General features: G+C 39.5%; 17 protein-coding genes. 3 read left to right on the top strand and 14 right to left on the bottom strand.

Annotated features, from left to right (window positions below):
• Nucleotides 1–24 precede the first annotated feature (24 nt).
• Nucleotides 25–789, top strand: coding sequence for an aminoglycoside 6-adenylyltransferase (locus MOK21_RS00780; RefSeq protein ID WP_249071883.1), 765 nt, complete (start codon nt 25–27; stop codon nt 787–789).
• Nucleotides 790–824: 35 nt separating this feature from the next.
• On the opposite strand, the gene MOK21_RS00775 is transcribed toward MOK21_RS00780, so the two are convergent.
• Nucleotides 825–1,523: a hypothetical protein gene (locus tag MOK21_RS00775; RefSeq protein ID WP_249071881.1), complete on the bottom strand. Its 699-nt coding sequence runs from the start codon at nt 1,521–1,523 to the stop codon at nt 825–827.
• A gap of 106 nt (nt 1,524–1,629) precedes the next feature.
• On the bottom strand, nt 1,630–2,055 hold the full coding sequence (locus MOK21_RS00770; RefSeq protein WP_249071879.1) for a GNAT family N-acetyltransferase: 426 nt from the start codon (nt 2,053–2,055) through the stop codon (nt 1,630–1,632).
• 153 nt (nt 2,056–2,208) lie between these two features.
• Between MOK21_RS00770 and MOK21_RS00765 the strand changes: the two genes are divergently transcribed.
• Together MOK21_RS00765 and MOK21_RS00760 are read left to right on the top strand one after the other, a co-directional pair.
• A complete protein-coding gene (locus MOK21_RS00765) occupies nt 2,209–2,418 on the top strand; it encodes a hypothetical protein (RefSeq protein WP_249071878.1) in 210 nt (69 codons plus the stop codon).
• Between the two features lie 226 nt (nt 2,419–2,644).
• On the top strand, nt 2,645–3,097 hold the full coding sequence (locus tag MOK21_RS00760; RefSeq protein WP_249071875.1) for a MarR family winged helix-turn-helix transcriptional regulator: 453 nt from the start codon (nt 2,645–2,647) through the stop codon (nt 3,095–3,097).
• A 248-nt stretch (nt 3,098–3,345) separates the two neighbouring features.
• On the opposite strand, the gene MOK21_RS00755 is transcribed toward MOK21_RS00760, so the two are convergent.
• From MOK21_RS00755 to MOK21_RS00700, 12 genes are all read right to left on the bottom strand, one after another.
• Complete coding sequence (locus MOK21_RS00755) at nt 3,346–4,173, bottom strand: ABC transporter permease (protein ID WP_249071873.1); 828 nt, start codon at nt 4,171–4,173, stop codon at nt 3,346–3,348.
• Between the two features lie 11 nt (nt 4,174–4,184).
• A complete protein-coding gene (locus tag MOK21_RS00750; RefSeq protein ID WP_249071871.1) occupies nt 4,185–5,126 on the bottom strand; it encodes an ABC transporter permease in 942 nt (313 codons plus the stop codon).
• A 17-nt stretch (nt 5,127–5,143) separates the two neighbouring features.
• Nucleotides 5,144–6,691, bottom strand: a complete 1,548-nt coding sequence (locus MOK21_RS00745; RefSeq protein WP_249071870.1) for an ABC transporter substrate-binding protein — start codon at nt 6,689–6,691, stop codon at nt 5,144–5,146.
• Nucleotides 6,692–6,708: 17 nt separating this feature from the next.
• On the bottom strand, nt 6,709–7,680 hold the full coding sequence (locus tag MOK21_RS00740; RefSeq protein WP_249071868.1) for a P1 family peptidase: 972 nt from the start codon (nt 7,678–7,680) through the stop codon (nt 6,709–6,711).
• A gap of 37 nt (nt 7,681–7,717) precedes the next feature.
• Complete coding sequence (locus tag MOK21_RS00735; protein WP_249071866.1) at nt 7,718–8,695, bottom strand: ABC transporter ATP-binding protein; 978 nt, start codon at nt 8,693–8,695, stop codon at nt 7,718–7,720.
• A complete protein-coding gene (locus MOK21_RS00730; protein ID WP_249071864.1) occupies nt 8,670–9,698 on the bottom strand; it encodes an ABC transporter ATP-binding protein in 1,029 nt (342 codons plus the stop codon). Before MOK21_RS00730 ends, MOK21_RS00735 begins: the two co-directional genes overlap by 26 nt.
• Nucleotides 9,699–9,712: 14 nt before the next feature.
• Nucleotides 9,713–11,170: an aldehyde dehydrogenase family protein gene (locus tag MOK21_RS00725; RefSeq protein WP_249071862.1), complete on the bottom strand. Its 1,458-nt coding sequence runs from the start codon at nt 11,168–11,170 to the stop codon at nt 9,713–9,715.
• Nucleotides 11,171–11,181: 11 nt separating this feature from the next.
• The gene (locus tag MOK21_RS00720) at nt 11,182–11,928 is read right to left on the bottom strand and encodes an SDR family NAD(P)-dependent oxidoreductase (RefSeq protein ID WP_249071860.1); all 747 of its coding nucleotides are present in this window, start codon (nt 11,926–11,928) and stop codon (nt 11,182–11,184) included.
• Between the two features lies 1 nt (nt 11,929).
• Nucleotides 11,930–13,018, bottom strand: coding sequence for a tartrate dehydrogenase (locus MOK21_RS00715; RefSeq protein ID WP_249071858.1), 1,089 nt, complete (start codon nt 13,016–13,018; stop codon nt 11,930–11,932).
• Nucleotides 13,015–14,247 carry a M20 family metallopeptidase gene (locus MOK21_RS00710; protein WP_249071856.1) on the bottom strand — a complete coding sequence of 411 codons (1,233 nt, stop codon included), beginning with the start codon at nt 14,245–14,247 and terminating at the stop codon, nt 13,015–13,017. Before MOK21_RS00710 ends, MOK21_RS00715 begins: the two co-directional genes overlap by 4 nt.
• Before the next feature lie 450 nt (nt 14,248–14,697).
• Complete coding sequence (locus tag MOK21_RS00705) at nt 14,698–18,366, bottom strand: S8 family serine peptidase (protein WP_249071854.1); 3,669 nt, start codon at nt 18,364–18,366, stop codon at nt 14,698–14,700.
• Nucleotides 18,367–18,847: 481 nt separating this feature from the next.
• On the bottom strand, nt 18,848–19,972 hold the full coding sequence (locus MOK21_RS00700) for a conserved virulence factor C family protein (RefSeq protein ID WP_249071852.1): 1,125 nt from the start codon (nt 19,970–19,972) through the stop codon (nt 18,848–18,850).
• Nucleotides 19,973–19,982 lie beyond the last annotated feature (10 nt).

Below are 19,982 nucleotides of genomic sequence, written 5' to 3'. Positions count from 1 at the left end.
TTTTAACATAAGGAGTGAATACATTTGAATTTGGACCATGTTGTTGAGGTGTTACTCGAAAGTCTAAAAGATGATCCATATATCGAAGCGGTATTTTTAAGAGGATCTATAGCTAGAGAGGAACATGACGAATTTTCAGATATTGATATTTATTGCGTTGTTCATGAAGAAAATGTCGAAGCATTTTTGCCCAAACGCAAACAACATATTGAAACTTATAAAAAAACACTATTCGTTGATGACATTTATATTATTGCCCCTCAGTTATTAGTCGTATATGAAGATATGATTCATATCGATTTATTTACCGTAACTCCCTCTAAAATAGGTAACCAAGATGCCATAAAAATCTTATGGGATCCAAATGGAGTCCTTACAGTTAAACAGAAAAATACAACTTTGTCATTAACTCCACTCGAATTTAAAGATGCTGTAGATGATACTGTCTGGTATTTATATCAATATTATTGGAGTGCTAAACGTGGAAATGGGATTTGGTGTGTTCATTTACTGCGAAATAGTTTAGAACACTTCGCTAAAGTACTATTGCATAAATATTGCCCTGAGCGAGCTTTACTTGGACTTAAAACGTTATACAATTCGTTACCTACTTCCCCATTACATGAGATTATGGAGATCATGAATTGTATGAGCCTAGAAACACATGAAATGGCAGTAAAAAAATTAGTGAACGCCTTCCACAATGAATCCAATTGGATATTTGAAAATGTGCCGAATAAAGAAGAAATTAAGCCGTTATGGGAAAAAACAAAAGAGCTATTGCACTAAAACAAAAATAGCAAACTAATTTTAGATCTAGTTTGCTATTTTTTGGGAATAAAACGTTGGATGTCGCCTGACAAAATCTCTGTATCTGACGGGTACCAAAAATATGTAGTTCCGTCATATTGAATACTGCACTTATAAGCAATCGGATCATCCGTGTATAAAATAATATCGTACATCATTGGATCACTAGTAGTAGTATTAGGTTGAAATGCTGGAGCCTTCTTACTATTTGAAAGGATTTCCAAAAAGTCTTCTATTTCCGTTTCATCCTCAAAAGCAGCTATTTGCTTGTTTCCCTCTGTTGTCGAATATAGTTCAATCTTTTTTACTTGATCTAAAGGTACTTGATCAAAGTGCCATTTATAATCGGTTCTTTCTCTATTAAAATAAATTCGATAACCATTAATAGCTGATTGATCCTTTACGGCTATAATATCATCTTTTCCTTTAACAGAATAAAGTTTAGTTCCCTTTTCATGAAACGCCGCATCTCCGTCTTTTAACTTATAAGATGGATTTGAAACATTATCGGCTACTTTAAATTGAACTTCTCCTATTTCTTTTTCTATTAAGGATTTATCTGCTAATATACCATCGTAAACAACGTCATATTCACTATCGTCCCATTTGATAAAATCTACCCAGTCAATTTCTGTTTGACTACTTCCAAATGGTATTGATTGACAGCCAACAAGGAACATTAAGAAAAAGCTTAGCGCTACCCATTTCTTCACTTTATCACCCCTTTTAGAATAGTAGACTTTCCATATCCTAAAAAGTTACAATTTTAGCTATAATGATGATTATTTGGATGTAGCTTTTCCCTGATATTTCTCTCAATTACTTTTTCATTAAAATATGTGGGATTCCACAATCCATAAATTCTTCTCCTGAACGTTTATAGCCTAATTTTTCGTAAAAACCTTCTGCATAAGATTGAGCATTTAATTTATAATTTGATAACCCTTTTTCAAGTGCAATCTCCTCTAACTTTTGGATAATGACTTTACCAAGGCCAAATTTACGAAAGTCTTTTAGTAAACAAATTCGCTCTAGTTTGCCGTAACCATCAACAACTCGAAGTCTACCAGTACCAACTGGTTGATCGTTATAGTACACAAGAATATGATCACATGCCGCATCTAGTGTGTCGAATTCGTCAAATTCTTCTTCTTCAGGCACCTTTTGCTCCTCAATGAAAACCTTTTGACGTATAGCAAATGCTATTTGTAAATCTTGTTCCTCTGTAATTTGTTTCGTATTCATTTTTATATTCCTCCTGATTGTTACTTGAATTTGGTGAACTCTTAAGGCTCATCAACATAATGTAGGGTTGATTTCCGTTCCGACTGGGCGCTTTGTAGCTGACGCTTCGCTTTCGCTACAGAGCAGAGCTTCCTGGGGGCGTCGGGGCAACAGATGTTTTTTGCGCGAAAGCGTAGTGTTAACGCAGCGGCAGCAGAGGGTTTTGCTTGTGCGAAAGCGCAGCGACAGCAACAGCAGGATGTTGGTCACGAAGGCGTTATCACAGGATGTGATGGTTTTAGCCTTCGTTCCTCTATCGCTAATCCCCAAGGAGTCGCCCAGTCTCCACTCCAATCAACTTATATAAATAGCATAAAAATATAAAATATAATCCTAACCTTCAATGATGAGTTACTCTTTTTATCTTTTGATAGAATTTTCCGTTCCATTAGTAGAATTGTCAATTGCGCTGCTAAATTCGCCCATTGCACCACTACGCTTTGAAAAAGAAAACCATATGAAGATATAAAGTGAAATTTCCCTTCTTGTTTGATAATATATAGTATAGAGTATTTTTTATTGCAAATACAATATTTTTTGGAGGCAATCAATGAAGGAAATTTTACGAGATATTGGTGCGATTGCGCGGGCACTTGATTCCATTAGTAATATTGAGTTTAAAGAACTTGATTTAACAAAGGGACAGTATTTGTATGTCACTCGCATCTGTGAAAACCCTGGAATTATTCAGGAAAAGGTTGCTGAACTATTGAAAGTAGATCGCACAACTGCCTCCCGAGCGATTCAAAAGTTGGAGACAAAAGGCTTTGTAGAAAAGCGTCATGAAATTGGAAACAAGAAAAACAAACAGCTTTTCCCGACAGACAAAAGTCTCAAGATTTATCCATTTTTAAAGCGAGAAGGAGATTATTCGAATGCTAGAGCATTAGATGGTTTTTCTCCTGAAGAAATTGACAGTATACATGACTTTTTAAATCGTATTCGTCAAAACATTGAAACGGATTGGGAATATGTAAAAAAAGGTCATACACGAAATTATTAAAGGCGATTCCTTGCGCATCTAAGCATTAGGAATCGCCTTCCTTTGCGAAAAAACCTTTTCAATTACGAATGAAGTCCCCCTTGATGATGATATTGCAGCACCACCTCAAAATGATACAGCTGAACAACTATTTATTGTCCACCAAACACTTAATAATCGAATACTAGAATATATTGTAGGTGCCGATTTTTTTACAGGCCCCATATCGTCTTAATTTAGAAATAATGAATTATTGAAAAAAGCAGCTTTTACGTTTTTGAACGAGGATCCATAAAATCTCGTAACGCATTGCTAAGCAAATATAAACCTAATACGAGTACTGTAATAGCTCCACCTGGCGCATAAGTGTACCAAGGAGCTCCCACTAAATAGGCTTGTGAATCTTTTAACATTCGTCCCCAACTAGGGTTTGGTGGCTGCACGCCAAGCCCTAAATAACTTAGTGCCGCCTCCGCGAGCATCGCAGTCGCAAAGGTCACAGTTGCAGCGACGATAATCTGCGATGAAATATTAGGTAATATATGGCGAAACATAATGCTATAAGGTTTTACGCCGATTAGCTTTGCGGCTAAGACATATTCAGTGTCACGATGTTGGACGAAACCACTACGTGTAATTCTAGCAATGGCCGGTATGGCAATTATGCCTAATGCGATAGCCGTATTAACAATCCCCGGTCCAAATACCGCCACGAGCATTAACGCTAATATTATTCCTGGAAAGGCCATTAATGCATCCATCATGCGCATAAAAATTTCATCGATCCAGCCCCCTACATACCCGGCTATACTACCAATTAAAATACCAAAAATTGTTCCTATAAATACCGTTAGTAGACCGACCGCAAAGGCCGTTTGTGTTCCTTTCATAATACGGCTAAAAATATCACGACCGAATTCATCCGTTCCAAAAAGATAATCACTACTTGGGCTCCGTAATTTTTCAGGTATATTCATCGAATTTACATCATGGGGTGTATAAAAAAAGCTGACAATCATGACGATAAGAAAACCGACAATGACTAGTAGACCAATGATTAAGTTGATATTTTTCATGTACCTTTGTATAATTTTCATCGTATCCACTCCTATCGTAATCGGATTCTAGGATCTAACACAGAATATAAAATATCGACTATAAAATTAATCATCACGACCGCAACCGTAATATACATAACGATTCCCTGTACTAATGGAAAGTCACGATTACTAATAGCCGTAATAAGGAGCTGACCGACACCCGGGAGCGAAAATACTTGCTCTACAATAATTGTTCCAGCAACAACTTCAGCCATGATCAATCCAAATACCGTTAATATTGGAATCATTGAATTTTTTAAGACGTGCTTATACATAACATTTTGCTCAGACATTCCTTTACTACGGATCGTACGCACATAATCGAGCTGAACTTGTTCTAAAATGGCCGTACGAACATACCGGAAATTAACTGCTATTTGTGGAATCGCAATGGTTAACGCCGGGAGCAAGAGCGTACTTAACGCCCCTGCTACACTTTGCGTCCACGGAATATACCCACTTATTTTAAAAAAGCTGAATTGCATGCCAATATATAAAATGAGTATCATCCCAAGCCAGAAGGAAGGAATGGCCATTCCAACTTGCGTCACTGTTGACAAAGACATATCACTCCACTTATTTTGTCTTCTCGCCGCAAACATCCCTAACGGTAAGGAAATGAGGAGCACGATGAAAAGGGTGAGCCCAGCCAATGACATCGTTACAGGCAATCTATCAGACAGTAAATCTGTTACTGGCATTGAAAAACGAATGGAATTTCCTAATTCCCCTGTCAATAATCCCTTCATCCAATCTGTATATTGCTCATAAAGAGGGCGATTCAAGCCAAGTTCTGATCGCAAATTTTCAATTTGTGTGGGATCCGCTTCAGTTCCTAACATTGTCCGAACAGGATCACCAGGTAAAATTTGAAAAACACCGAATGTAATGATCGACACTAGAAGGATGGTTGTTATTAACAGGATAAATCGACGTATCATATACATCATCAAGCATTCATCCCTTTCTAGTTGGAAAATTTAACTTCAGACATATCATGGAACCAGAATGGATAGTTCTTTAATCCTGTAATTTGCTTTTTAGAGCCCCAAACAATTTGATAATCTGCGATATATACCGCTGCTGCCTGCTCAGCTAAAATTTCCTGTGCACGGTGGTAATACTCAATTTGTTTTGCCTGATCACTTTCCTTTAAAACGTCTGCCATAATTTTATCGTATTGATTATTTTTAAATTTGAAGAAGTTTTCACTATCATTATTTGAAATGTAATCATTTAAAATATCATAGGCTGAAGCACGTCCTGTTAAATCGATTGTTGTCATTTGATAGTCGCGGCCGAAATAAACTCGGTCTAGCCAAATTCCCCATTCTACAACTTCAATCTCCACATCAATGCCAATTTCCTTTAAATTAGCTGCTACGATTTGCGCAATATTTGAATAAATATCATTATGCGAGGATACCGTAATTTTTGTTTTAAAGCCATTAGGATAGCCCGCTTCTGCTAATAATGCTTTGGCCTTTTCCACATCACGCTTATACATATCTTCTAAGCCTTTCTTTTGATAGTCCCCCATCGCAGGGCTCATATTTGAACCAAGTGGTACAGCATAGCCCGCAAAAACTGAATCAATAATATCGGATTTACTGATAGCATAGTTGATTGCTTGTCGGACCTTTAGATTATCAAAAGGTGCTTTCGATTCATTAAACGTAACAATTAATGATGAGTTATTATTTTGATGAGATAAGTTATAACTACCTTTTACTTCCCCTACGCGTTGCCAAGGTACACTCGTTAAATCAACTTCATTAGCCATTAAACTCATAATCGCCGCTTGATCATCCGATTGGAAGGTAAACGTCACTTTATTCAAGAAAGGGTACCCTTTCTTCCAATAGTTTTCATTTTTCTTCAACTCTAAATTTGTACCAGGAGAGTATTTTACAAAAGCAAATGGTCCAGTACCTATCGGGTTTTCATTATGCTTTCCATCATTGCTTTTTGGTAAAATAGCTGATTGACGAGCTGTTAATGAATTTAAGAAGTTAGAGTTCGGCTCTTTTAGCTTGATCACAAATGTATTGGCATCTGGGGCTTCCGTTGACACAACATTATCAAAGCTGTTGGACATCTTTTCGCCACCACTTTTCCCCATTAAACGATCAAATGAATATTGAATATCCTCAACAGTTAAATCTTCACCATTATGAAATTTCACACCCGGACGAATTTTGAATGTATATGTTAAACCATCTTCAGATATTTTGTAGCTTTCGGCTAACCCTTCTTTTAAAGTCCCATCTGTTTCTGGTGCCATTAGTCCTTCAAAAATATTGAGAATCATTTGATACGATATGGATGCCGTTGCTTTATGTGGATCTAAAAAATCTGGATCATCATTAATACGTACTACGATTTCTTGAGGTTCTTCAGCAACTGACTTCCCTTCAGATTTTGCATCTTTTTTGTCATCATTTGAACAGGCACTAATTAGTAAAACTGTTATCAATGTCCATAATAACATCAACCAATTATTCTTTAGCCTCATGTTATTTCCCCCTATCCCTATGTGCTCATTATTTGAATGCTTTTATAGCTTTCTACTTCCGCTAATTTATTTGCAGCTTTAATGCCAGTTATTATGGCTTCCTCCATAACGCTTGTTGCCAAATGCCCCAAATAATCAACTGGATATGTTTTACCTCCTGTCCCAAGCACGAAAATCGTGTCTCCATCAAGCATTGTGTGTACAGGATAAATTGTTCGTGCGAGAGCATTTTGTGTAAGCTGAGCTATTTTTTTGGCCTCTGCTTTTGTAAGCTTCGCATTCATTGCAATGACACCGATTGTCGTGTTCGTACCAGGTAATCCTTCCGATTGCGCATGCTCTTCTAAATAAGCACAGCAATCAATCCATTCTCCTGTTTGCGGATTCCTTGCACCTGCTAGCATTTCTCTTGTATGAGGATCTTTGACATCCCCAACAGCATTGACAGCAACAATGGCGCCCACTACAATACCCTCTTTAGCAGCTATAGAGGCGCTACCTAGTCCTCCTTTCATACAAAATTGAGGGCCTGCCAATTTCCCTACTGTCGCACCATAACCAGCTCCTGTATTACCATTTGCAAATGGACCGACAACCGCACTTTTTGCCGCTTTATAGCCCATCGAAGCAGTAGGTCTTGTCATTGGATCACCGATAAATAAATCGAACAACACCGCACTAGGTACAATTGGAATTGTAGCAACACCTGCACCTAGCCCAACACCTTGCTCCTCCAAAAATTGCATGATGCCCGTCGCAGCATCCAATCCAAATGCACTTCCTCCGGACAAACAAATCCCGTGTACTTGATCAATTTCGTTGATAGGATCTAATGCATCAGTCTCTCGAGTACCCGGTGCAGAGCCTCTTACATCGACACCACAAACTGCACCATTCTCCACTAAAATCGCTGTACAACCTGTAATTCCTTCACTATTTTCTGCATGCCCAACTTTAACTCCAGGCACATCTGTAATATTTCCAAACATCATACACACCCCACTTTCAAAAAACTGATTATTCAGTCTATTTATCATATAAAAAGCATGCTACTCGCTGCTGTTTATTTTTTTCCTGAAGCACAGGGCGTTCCTGCCGACATCTTTCCATCACATATGGACAACGTGTATGAAACACACAGCCGACAGGAGGATTCATAGGGCTTGGTAATTCACCCTGTAATGCTATTTCTTGTTTCGGTTTATCAAAATTGATCTCTGGAATAGCTGACAGTAAAGCCTTCGTATATGGATGCAGAGGATTAGCATATAAGTCATTTTTCACACCAATTTCCACTACCCTCCCTAAATACAACACAGCCACTCGATCACTAATATGTTTCACTACACTTAAATCATGTGAAATAAATAAATACGTCAAACGAAATTCATCCTGTACATCCATCATTAAGTTCAAGACCTGTGACTGCACCGAAACATCTAGAGCAGATACAGGCTCATCCGCAATAATGAATTCCGGATGTATAGCAAGAGCCCGCGCAATACCGATTCGTTGTCTTTGACCACCGGAAAATTCATGCGGAAACTTTTGCATAGCATCCTCTGGTAGACCTACCTTTTGTAAAAGTTCCTTTACACGTGCCTTGCGTTGCTCTTTCGTTAATGTTAACTGCAACTTCATCGGCTCTTCGATAATGGTACCTATTCGCATACGGGGATTAAGGGATGCAAAAGGATCTTGAAAAATCATTTGCATTTGATTGCGATAGGTTTGTAGCTTACTTCCCTTTAACTGTTGAATAGGCTGCCCTTTATACAAAATTTCTCCCTCGGTCGGTTCAACGAGTTTTAAAATAGTTCGGCCAAACGTCGATTTTCCGGAGCCAGATTCTCCTACGATCCCAAGCGTCTCACCACGGAAAATTTCAAGAGAAATGTCATCGACTGCTTTAATGACTTTTTTCTCTTCCTTCATCGACTTACGTTTTACGGGAAAATAGGCTTTTAAATGGTTAATTTCAAGCAAAATTTCTTTTTTCGTCATGATTTAACACCCCTTCCTCCGTAAATAAATGACAGCGTACTTTATGCTCGTCTAGCATATGGATTACCTCTGGGAGAACGGAATGGCATTGTTCCATTGCAAACGGACAACGTTGTGCAAAGCGACAGCCTTCGGGTAATGCATAAGCCGATGGAACGGTACCCGGTATTGACGGTAACCTTTTAACATCCATTTCTAAATTAGGCATTGTTTTTAAAAGAGCCGTTGTATATGGATGCTTTGGATTCATGAAAAGCTCTCGTACTGGTGCTTCTTCTACAATTTGTCCTGCATACATGACCAACACGCGATCTGCTGTTTCTGCTACAACGCTCATATCATGCGTAATAAATAAGATAGCCGAATGATGTTCTTCCTTCATCTTCATCATAAGTTTTAAAATTTGTGCCTGTACGGTTACATCAAGTGCCGTCGTTGGTTCATCAGCAATCAACAACTGAGGGTTATTGGACATCGCAATCGCAATCATGACACGTTGGCGCATACCACCTGATAATTGGTGCGGGTATTCAGCAATAACCTTTTCTGCATTGGCAATACCGACTTCTTTTAAAAGCTGTAGAGATTTCCCCCACGCTTCTTTTTTTGAAATCCTTTGATGTCGACGAATTCCTTCTATCATTTGATTACCAATTGTAAAAACTGGATCTAACGATGTCATTGGTTCTTGAAAAATCATGCTCATTTCATTGCCTCTTATAGTGCTCATCTCTTTATTTTTATAGTCTAAGAGATTTTTACCATTCAATTTAATCGTACCAGCTGTAATTTCTCCTGGTGGTATGGGTAGTAATCGCATAATTGATAATGATGTAATACTTTTACCACTTCCAGACTCACCAACAAGCGCAACAGTTTCTCCCTTACGAATCGTAAAGCTCACATCATCAACAACTTTCGCCTGCTTTCCATTTTTTAAATGGAATGTTATTTTTAAATGATTTACCTCTAGAAGCACCTGTTTCTCATTTGGCTGATCCATATGCTTCCCTCCGTCTATCCCTTGTGATTAGGTGGTGCATAGCGTATTGCAATATTTTTCATTTGCGTATAATTTCTCAATGCGACTAAACCTTTTTCTCGGCCAATACCACTCTTTTTATAGCCACCAAACGGCATTTGAATCCCCCCCGCTGCTCCATAGTTATTAACAAATACTTGCCCGGCTTTTACACGGCTTGCGACATAATGTGCCGTATCTAAATCCTTCGACCATACTCCTACAACTAGACCGTAGTCTGTACTATTCGCTAATGCAATGGCCTCCTCAACAGTCGTAAATGTAAAGACAGTCAACACCGGTCCGAAAATTTCCTCCTGTGCAAGTGGATCGTTCGCCTCTACCCCTACAAGTATTGTTGGTTCAACATAATACCCCTGTTCATAGCCATCAATCGTCAGTGTTTTTCCACCTGTAACCACATAGCCATCTTCTTTTGCCTTTTGCAATAGTGTTGATATCTTCGTATATTGTCGTTCATTTAGAAGTGGCCCCATATCAACGTCAGCCTCACCCGGACCCACTTTTAAAGCTTGGAATTTTTGCACTAATTGTGCTAAAAATTTTTCTTTGACGCTCTCTTCAATTAGTAGTCTGGCGCCCGCAGAGCATGTTTGTCCGGCATTCTGAATAATAGCACGTACAACTCCCTCGAGCGCTTGCTCCATGTTGGCATCCGCAAAAACGATATTTGGAGATTTCCCTCCAAGCTCTAACGTCACAGGTACAACATTTTCAGCGGCTGACTTCATCACCGCAATGCCTGTTGCAACAGAGCCTGTAAACGTAATTTGGTTGATATCTGGATGGGCTGTTAAATAGGATCCAACCTCACGACCTAAACCTGTAATATGCTGAAAAATACCTCTTGGCAATTTATCCGCAAACCATTCTGCTATTGCGTGTGTAGTTAATGGCGTATCCTCAGCACTTTTGACAATGACCGCATTGCCAGTCGCAATGGCAGCTGCTACACTTCTCGCTGTGATTTGAATAGGATAATTCCATGGCACGATATGTACGGTAATTCCAACAGGCTCTAACACTACCGCATTTAAAATACCGTCTTCAATAGGAATCGTGTCACCCATCACTTTATCAGCAGCTCCCCCATAGAACTCAAAATAGCGAGCTGCTGCTTCAATATCGGCTCTTGCTTGTGTTAACGGCTTTCCTACATCTCTACATTCTAATAAACTCCATTCCTCTGCATGCTTGCGAATATAGTGTGCAAACTCAATGAGTAGCTGTCCCCGTTCATAGGCTTTTATGTTTCGCCACTCTTCACTTTCAAACGCTCCACGTGCAGCGCGTACAGCCTCATCGACATGAGCTTTACTCGCATTCGTAATTTGAGCAATGACTTCACCAGTAGAAGGATTCATGACATCCAATAATGCTTCCATATCACCATGAATCCACTCGCCATTTATAAACATCGGAATTTTTTTCACCCTTATCCCTCCTATAGTCCACGGCCACCGTCTACATGTAATGTCGTTCCTGTCACCATGCCCGCTGCATCTGAAAGTAAATAACTTACTGCCCCTGCAATGTCCTCGGGCTTCACTAAACGCCCGAGGGGGACAGATTGCACAAAAACACTTTGCTTTGTTTGCTCGATGTCCGCTCCTTGTGCTGTAAATTGAGCGAGCATTTGTGTATCGGCTGGCCCTGGATGAATCGTATTCACACGTATTTGGAACGGCGCTAGCTCAATTGCCAAACCTCGTGTAAAGCTCTCCGCAGCACCTTTAGATGCAATATAAGCCTGTAAACCAGGACGCGGACGAACAGCGGAAATGGAGGCGATGGTAACAATTGAACCTCGTCGACGCTCCTTCATATACGGAACAACTGCCTTCGTTGTAATAAACAAGCTTTTTACATTGACATCCATTAACCGATCCCAATCGTCCATCGTTACTTGCTCAAGCGGTGTTGCTGACTGTGCAATACCAAGTGCATTGACTAGCCCATCAATCCGTCCATACTTCTCAAAAACCTGCTTGAACACTTCGTTCACGCGCTCCTCTTGCAAGACATCGACTTCAAAGCATTGTAAGGCATCGTGCGCTAAATCGCTTAGGGGAGCTACTGATAAATCGAGCCCTACTGCAATATTGTCCTTTGCAAGCTGCTCCTGAATAATGGCTTTCCCCATACCACCCCCTGCACCTGTGACGATGATAACCTGTTGTTCTACTGCCATGTTATACACCCCTTGTCGATACATTCATTTTGGAAATCTCCTGACAAATCGCATCACCCATTTGTGCTGTTGTCGCCTGTCCACCAATATCTGCGGTTCTCACATTACCTTCTCGCAGCACTGTCTCAATCGCATGGACAATTAGCTCTTCTAGATCCGATCTCCCACTATGTCCAAGTAACAAAGCAAGTGACCAAATCTGTGCAATTGGATTTGCTATGCCCTTTCCTGCAATATCCGGTGCTGACCCGTGCACAGGCTCAAACATAGAGGGAAAATCCTTTTCTGGATTTAAATTAGCTGATGGTGATAATCCGAGACCACCAACTAGGGCAGATCCTAAGTCTGATAAAATATCACCGAACAAATTAGAGGCTACAACAACTTGAAAATCTTGTGGTCGTTCTACAAAATAAGCTACTAAAGCATCGATATAGATAGATTCAAGCTCTAGAGTTGCTGAGCCCTGTTCTAGCATTCTCCTAACATGCTCATCCCAGAACTTCATTGAATGGATTATCGCATTTGACTTTGTCGCACTCGTAATTTTTGTTTTGCCATTTTTAGAAGCATAATCGCAGGCAGCTTGAACAATTTTTTCAATACCTATACGAGTCATAATCGTATTTTGAATCGTCATTTCCTGCGGCTGATTATGATAAATTCGACCACCACTATCGGAATATTCTCCTTCTGCATTTTCCCGGAAGATCACAAAATCAATATCTCTTCCAATGGCAAGCGGCGAGGCTATGCCCGCTAGCGATTTAATCGGACGGAAATTAACATATTGCTGGAAGCTTTTTCGTATCGGCATAATTAATTCCCAAACTGTCACGTCATCTGGAACGCGAGCATCTCCAATAGCCCCGAATAATATCGCATCAAATTCTTTTAATATGTTTAATGCATTGTCTGGCATCATCCGCCCGTGCTTAAGGTAATAATCTGAGCTCCAAGGAAAAATTGTTGTTTCTATTTGTAAAGAAGAATCGTGTTCCTGCAGAAAATTTAGTACCTTTAGTGCTTGCTCCATCACTTCTTTTCCAATGCCATCACCTGGAATGACGGCGATTTTTATGTGCGTCATTGTGCATCATCTGCTAAAAACTTTAATGCTGCCAAACGGTAAATGGCTGTCGTTTCTGCTAATTCTTCGACATCGACATATTCGTCAATTTGATGGGGAATATCACGATCACCAGCTCCAACGGTCACTATTGGTACTCCATAAGCATGAAGGAACGTTCCATCTGTAGCCCCTGGGACACCGTTATATTTCGGCTCTTTTTCCGTGACCTCAGCGACTGCCGCATAAATAGCTTGTACAACAGGATCCTCCTTTGCAGTTGCTGTTGCAGGGCGGTTATCAAGCACCGTTAACTCAACTTTAAAATCTGGATCATCTGCTTGCAGACGTTTAATCATCGCATCAATTTTACCGAGAAGCTCATCATGATCCTGTGTGGGAACTGTACGAATATCAAGCGTCGTCATACAATGATCAGGAATCACATTAATTTGCGCATCTCCTTTTACGGGTGCTCGTAAAATCGTCGGTGTAATAGAGGGCCAATTAAGCAAAGGATCACGCCCTAAACGAGCTTGCTCTTCTTTTTCCAATTTTTCAAGCTCTACGATCAAACGTGCCATGCGCCAGTTCGGGTTAATGCCACTCCAAGAAATTGCACCGTGTGCCATTTTACCGAAAATATCTACTTTCAAGCGAATTGCCCCGCGCTGTGCGATACAAACGTTGTTTTCCTCAGGCTCACATATAATCGCGCCATCCACACCATCAGCCCAGCCATTTTTTATAAAATGTTTAATACCAAGCATCAGTCCTTCTTCATCGCACGGAATACATAAAATAATCTTGCCTGTAAATTCCTCCTGATCCAGTAACAACGACTGACAAGCTGTAATCATACAAGCAAGATTTCCTTTTGTATCATTTGTGCCTCGACCATACATTCGACCATCAATAATTTCTGCGCCGAATGGATCATAAGTCCACGCTTCACGATTTCCTTCAGTAACGACATCTGTATGACCTTCAAAGAGTAATGTTTTTCCCGGCTTGCCCGAATCAATAATTCCAATGACATTCGGCCGACCTGGCACAACCTCCTCAACATGCGTTTCAATCCCTATATCGCGTAAATATTGAGCTACATAATTCGCGACTTCTTGTTCATTGCCATTTGGATCATCTTCTCGATAAACGCTTTCTATACGTACTAGCTTTCGTGTAAGCTCAATAACTGCTTCGCGGTCACGAATATAAGATGCTGATGTCTTTAAACTTTTTACTGTCATCCACAAGCCCTCCTTATTTGAAAAAAATTTCAGAGATCAATCATACCTCGGCATAATTGGACACCGGCTAAAAGAAGTGAAATAATTCTATCATTGTCCTATTAAACAAGTATTAGACAATTTGTTAATAATATATAGAATGCTATTAACTTTTTGTTTAGTAGTAAAAAGTTAAAAAACAACAAAATTATCTATCTTATGTTGTTTTCCGATAATAAAAGACTCGATATTTACCATAATGTAGGGGTTGAAATCCATTCCATTGTGCTCTTTCTTGAGAGAGTCAAACTTCACTTCGCATGCCCTAGGTTTTATCAAAATGTTATTTCTGAAAGAACATGTCACAGTTAGTTTTGTAGGAGATCATCTTTTTAAAGGAATTGCTTATAATAAATAGCAAAAAGAGAAATTGCACTGTGCAATTTCTCTTTTTGCTTGAACTGAACTTAATTATAGCTCATCCTCGGTCACTTCATTATTATTTTTATTACCATTGCCGTTACCATTACCCGGCTTAACAACCAACACATCAAAAGTTAGTGTGTGCTCACCATACGTTACCGTAATCTTCGTATTACCTTGACCTTTACCTTTTACAGCCCCTGCTTTTACAGTAGCTATTTTATCATTCGCTACTTCGTAGGTTGCAAGCTTTGTAACGTCTTTTTCTGTTGTCTTACCTTTAAAAGTAGTTACTTCAGTAATCTTAACTGGAACTTCTTTACCTATTCTAGTTTCGACCTGAGCTTTATCAATTTCTAGTGTTACTATTGGTTTTTCTTCAACAGGTGCTTTAACTGTCACATTTATAGTAACGTCATTATTTCCGTATGAAATAGTAATTGTAGTCTTGCCCTCACCTACTGCCGTTACTAATCCATTTACTATTGTTGCAACACTCTCATCTCCAACAACATAAGTAGCTTTTGACGTTACGTCTTCCTCTGTTGCATTACCTTCTGCAGGTTTTGACGTTTCTGTCACCGTAAGTTGTGCAGTTTCTCCAGCTGTTAGGTTTAGCTCCGTTGGATTGACAGAAAGTGTTACTTTTGGTTCTACTACGTCTTTTTCATAAATCATTGCTTTACCAACATTCCCAGCTGCGTCATTTATTACTACTGATACAGCATTAGTTTCTGGTGATACCGGGAATGTGAAGCTACCGTCTTGATTTAATTCAAAAGCAACTGGCGCTTGTTCTTCGCCATTTACCGTCGAAATATAGGAAGCTTTTAATTTATCATTTAAATTGTAATTTAAACCGTATAAATACAACTCTTCATTGTAGTCGATATACTTATCTTTTACCTGCCCTGTAGCGACACCTTCAGCTACTGAACCAGTAATTTCTGGTTTAGTCGTTTTCACGACAATTGGTCCAACATAATCGGAAACTACCCCTGATGCTGCAAGAGCGGTGAAGTCAATTGTATACAGACCATCTGGAATCGTTGTGGCAGGTTTTGTTCCCCATGGTTTATACTGCCCAGCAACATTCAGCGTATATGAGCCTTTTCCTAGCGCAGTACCTGCATGTAGATAACCAATGTAGCCGTCTCCATATTCTCCACCTTCAGGATTCATAATATCCCAAAGCTCGATATAGTTTGTTGTTACATCTCCAGTCAGTGTGAATGAAAGTACAGCCGAGTCTTTCACTCCATCTCCATTAAAGGATAGGTCTGTTTCTGTAATCTTAAAATCTTTTATTTCAGTTGCTGCCGCGCCGCCAAAGTCAGCAGCGAATGGCAATGAAATTTCTGTATCCCCACCGCTGATGTATATATACCCTAGTATTTCAGAGCCTTTTGGTGCATTAGCTTGTGAAGCAGTTAAAGTAATATTTAAAACTTGCTCACCATCTAGATTAAATGTCGGCTGATCTACTGTAACCGTTGCATCACCAAATGTTTTTGTCACATCAATAGATACGTTATAATTGCCGCCGTTCCCTTTCATATCTTTTACTAAAACTTGCTTCGTAACAGAAATATCCCGATCTTTTAGTGATTGTGGACCGAAAGTAACTGTACCTTTCAAGTTTTCTGTAACTGCACCAGTTCCATCTAAAATTGCGCTATCGAGTGCATAGGCAAGAATTTCCGGATGAGCTGCTGCATAAGCATTTACACGCCCTGCTCCCTGAGAAAACACATCGTATTTTGTTTTATCTATAACCTTTGCTGTATTAGAAAGCGCTACTTTTACATCGAACGCGTTCCAATCAGGATTTGCTTGTTTAACTAATGCAGCAATACCAGCAATATGGGGTGTTGCCATAGAAGTTCCTGTTTTACGACCATATGCTTCTCCATAATCTGCATCAGGGAAATCTTTTTTATACATTGGAATCGTTGACATAATGTTTGTTCCAGGTGCACTTACATCTGGTTTAATATCAAAGTTTGGTGTAGATGGTCCACGTGAACTTGTATCGTTTACATCATCCCCCAGTGTCTTCGTGGAAGCAAATTTACTAAAGCTTACTTTTCCAGTTCCCCCTGCTAATGCAGCGCGAATAGCATCGCCATCCGTTTGGGACATATCAAATGTTGGCAGAAATTCAAATGAATCACCAAGGAATGTGCCTGAAATGTTCGGCGCATTTGTTCCACCAGCAAAGTTATGAATAATGGTTGCGATTGCTCCATTTGCCTTTGCGTTTGCAATTTTATCAACGAATGCGATACTCCCACGAGAAATCAATGCCACTTTACCTTTTACATCAATTCCTTCATAGTCTTTTACTTCCCCGTTTCCAGGAACAGCAACTAGGTCAAATTCTCCTTCAAGCTGTGTTGCTAAATTCTTTGCAAAAGTCGTTCCCATTAACGGAAGCTGTTTTGTTAAGTTGTAGTCGCCAACTGTAACATTCACTTCCCCGTTATACATTGTTTCAGGATTTGATGTATTACCAATAGCAATTCCTAAACGAGCGGTTGCAGGCGTGCCCATTGTTCCGCGATTTGGACCCTCGTTCCCTGTTGCAATTACTCCGATTGTTCCAGCCATCATTGCATTATTAATAGCAAATGAACCAGCATCCGTTTCGGAGTTAGCTCCCCCGCCAAGTGAAAGGTTGATAACATCCATTTTTTCTTTTACAGCAGTTTCAATTGCTTTAACAATACCGGATGTGGCTCCACTTCCGTACGCTCCAAGAACACGGTAAGCATACAGGTCTACTTTTGGAGCAATTCCTTTAATACCAAATTCGTTAGCTCCGATTGCTGCAATTGTTCCAGCAACATGTGTACCGTGAGAAGTATAGAAGGCACTTCCCTTTTCATTAAATTCAGGTGTCCCAACCGGACGCTCCGAAGGCAATGTTTCCGATGCATCGTCATCTGTCCGAGGCTTCGTGTATGTTGCCGAATTGGGAATGAAGTTTTTCCCACCTTTGTAAACTCCGGCGAACTCAGGGTGATCTGCATCAATACCAGTATCTAATACTGCTACTTTTATTCCTTGTCCTTCAATTCCTTCCTTCCATAGCTGTTCGATGCCAAGGAAAGAAATACTAGTATTCATTCGAGCTTCTATTCGATCTTCCTTCATAAGCTCCGATGATTTTATCGTACTATCTTCAGATGCATAAACAATTGCATCTGGTTCGATTAATGTAATTCCTTCTACTGTAAGCAGTTTCGGGAGATCATTTGCTTTAACAGTTGCCGCAAAACCGTTTAAAACAGTATCAAATGTGTATCCTTGAGTCATCTGAACCTTTTTAGTAGCTAACTCTTTTTTAACTTTTTCTTGTTGTGCTTTTACATTTGAACGGACTTCATTTGCTCGGGCATTGGAGAATTTTTGGCCTTTGACTTGGCTCATTCCTTGCTCTAGTGCCACAGGCTTTTCAGATAAATGAACGATGACTGCAACATCTTGATTGCCTGATACATTTTGTAAGCTATCGTGAAGAGTTGGACCATCTTTAGACAAGCTTAGCTGTTCAGCGATAGCAGCTTTTTGTTGAATTATACTTTCACTTTGACTATTCTGCTTGAATGGTTTCGATTCTTCAGCACTAGCACTAGACAACGGAACCAACAGAGAAAGCACCAAAAAGAAAGCTAGAATACTACTTAAAAACTTCGTAAACTTAAACTTTTTCAATTCTCATTTCCCCTCTCTTTTTAATTGTCACACTTTTCAGTTTAATGTGATATTTCCAATCTATCACAAGGGAACTAATCCGAATATCTTAATGTTCGAAAATTACAAAATATTGATAATTAGTATCAGTTTGTCAACTATAGATTAAAACTATCTTCCTAGTAAACTCATAAAAAAGTAGAACTTTTTAAATGAAAAACGACTAAGTAATTCATTCATTTTTTCAATTAATCCTATCAAGACAGCAGTTATAGGTATAGTCGGTGGTGTAGTTATGAATAGAAAATTAGAAGGAAATGTAGTCAGCAAGCAATTTCCTTATCGGCATTTGCCAACTGGAAAAGTGAAATTTAGCTAGAAACTTCACTTTTCAGAAAAATCGACAATAAAAGAAAACCAGCATCTCTGTTGAACTTCATTCATAGCAGAGAGCTGGTTTATTTCTTTTATACATTATCGGGTCACTGATTAAAGTTTCTCATTATTGCTGACGAGATTCCGTCATTTGCTTCCAAACAGAACCTTTTGCTTCCTCACCTTGTTCGATGCGGGCAATCGCCATTTTTACTTGTAGTTTTACTTCAAACTCTTTATCTTCTGAAGCGGCCTTTAATGCCGCTAATGATTTCTCAGTGCCGACCTCATATAGGTACATAGCTGCACGCCAGCGAACAAGTTTGTTTTTGTCCTGTAATGCTTGCTGCATCGCGTCTTCAAATTCTACAAAGCCGAGGTCGCTCATACAATCTCCGGCAGTTCGACGGACCGCTGCACTTTTGTCCTGTAATGCCTTTTCCAAATATGGCACAACTGCCACATCCTCAATCATTCCTAAATAAACGGTTGCAAGTCGTCGGATAGACATTTGCTCATCTTGTAACGCCAATTCTAAAAGCGGTAAATCATCGAGCTCTGGATCTGCCATTTGGTCAAGCAATTGGAAACGTTTTTCCCATTCTGGTTGCTTAAACTGTTCAACCGTAATTTTTAGCTTAGCTGGCTTCTGAATCGCTTTCTCGGAGTCATTAATCGTTGCAACAATCTCTGCTAAACGTTCCTCAGAATATGTCACATTGATTTCTTGTTTTACGGATTCCGCAATTTCTTCGAGCTCTCCATAACGTACGCCATAGTCAATCCATTTACGTTGGAAAATATAATTTTCGTCAACCACTGTTTCAATAATTTTATTGAAAGCTTCTACAAAGCGCTCACCACAGCTTACACGGTGCTCACGTTGGTTATCAAATACTTTTACTTGAAGTGGTACTTGCTTATAAAACTGCACATGAACATACACTTCACCATAAAATTCATTGGCTACTTGTTCTTTATTTACTTCCTGAACGTCTTCCCCTAACACTTGGCGAATGCTTGCTAAAATACCTTCCCATGCGTACTTTGCGTTACGCTCAACTGCGAAGAAATCTGCTACATGATAAACGCCCTTCACACCTTCAATTGCTAAAATGGCTGCTGCTTCGCCTGTCGCTTCCTCTTTATTATCCTTTGTAAAATTATAGGCTTTGCCAAAAGGTAACTCAGTATCAACGACAATCTTCATAGAATTAGGGCTTGGTGTCGGTTCAATTGTAATAATCTTCATATCTTTCGCT

This window comes from Lysinibacillus sp. BPa_S21 (assembly GCF_023337795.1).
Taxonomy (GTDB): domain Bacteria; phylum Bacillota; class Bacilli; order Bacillales_A; family Planococcaceae; genus Lysinibacillus.
The sequence above is the reverse complement of the archived record's forward strand: the minus strand, read 5'-3'. Positions and strand labels throughout refer to the sequence as shown.

Bases quoted from the DNA above. Each gene is read 5' to 3' on its own strand.
- MOK21_RS00770 (WP_249071879.1), bottom strand. From the start codon at position 2,055: ATGAATACGAAACAAATTACAGAGGAACAAGATTTACAAATAGCATTT.
- MOK21_RS00765 (WP_249071878.1), top strand. From the start codon at position 2,209: ATGTTTTTTGCGCGAAAGCGTAGTGTTAACGCAGCGGCAGCAGAGGGT.
- MOK21_RS00760 (WP_249071875.1), top strand. From the start codon at position 2,645: ATGAAGGAAATTTTACGAGATATTGGTGCGATTGCGCGGGCACTTGAT.
- MOK21_RS00755 (WP_249071873.1), bottom strand. From the start codon at position 4,173: ATGAAAATTATACAAAGGTACATGAAAAATATCAACTTAATCATTGGT.
- MOK21_RS00750 (WP_249071871.1), bottom strand. From the start codon at position 5,126: ATGATGTATATGATACGTCGATTTATCCTGTTAATAACAACCATCCTT.
- MOK21_RS00745 (WP_249071870.1), bottom strand. From the start codon at position 6,691: ATGAGGCTAAAGAATAATTGGTTGATGTTATTATGGACATTGATAACA.
- MOK21_RS00740 (WP_249071868.1), bottom strand. From the start codon at position 7,680: ATGTTTGGAAATATTACAGATGTGCCTGGAGTTAAAGTTGGGCATGCA.
- MOK21_RS00735 (WP_249071866.1), bottom strand. From the start codon at position 8,695: ATGACGAAAAAAGAAATTTTGCTTGAAATTAACCATTTAAAAGCCTAT.
- MOK21_RS00730 (WP_249071864.1), bottom strand. From the start codon at position 9,698: ATGGATCAGCCAAATGAGAAACAGGTGCTTCTAGAGGTAAATCATTTA.
- MOK21_RS00720 (WP_249071860.1), bottom strand. From the start codon at position 11,928: ATGGCAGTAGAACAACAGGTTATCATCGTCACAGGTGCAGGGGGTGGT.
- MOK21_RS00715 (WP_249071858.1), bottom strand. From the start codon at position 13,018: ATGACGCACATAAAAATCGCCGTCATTCCAGGTGATGGCATTGGAAAA.
- MOK21_RS00710 (WP_249071856.1), bottom strand. From the start codon at position 14,247: ATGACAGTAAAAAGTTTAAAGACATCAGCATCTTATATTCGTGACCGC.
- MOK21_RS00700 (WP_249071852.1), bottom strand. From the start codon at position 19,972: ATGAAGATTATTACAATTGAACCGACACCAAGCCCTAATTCTATGAAG.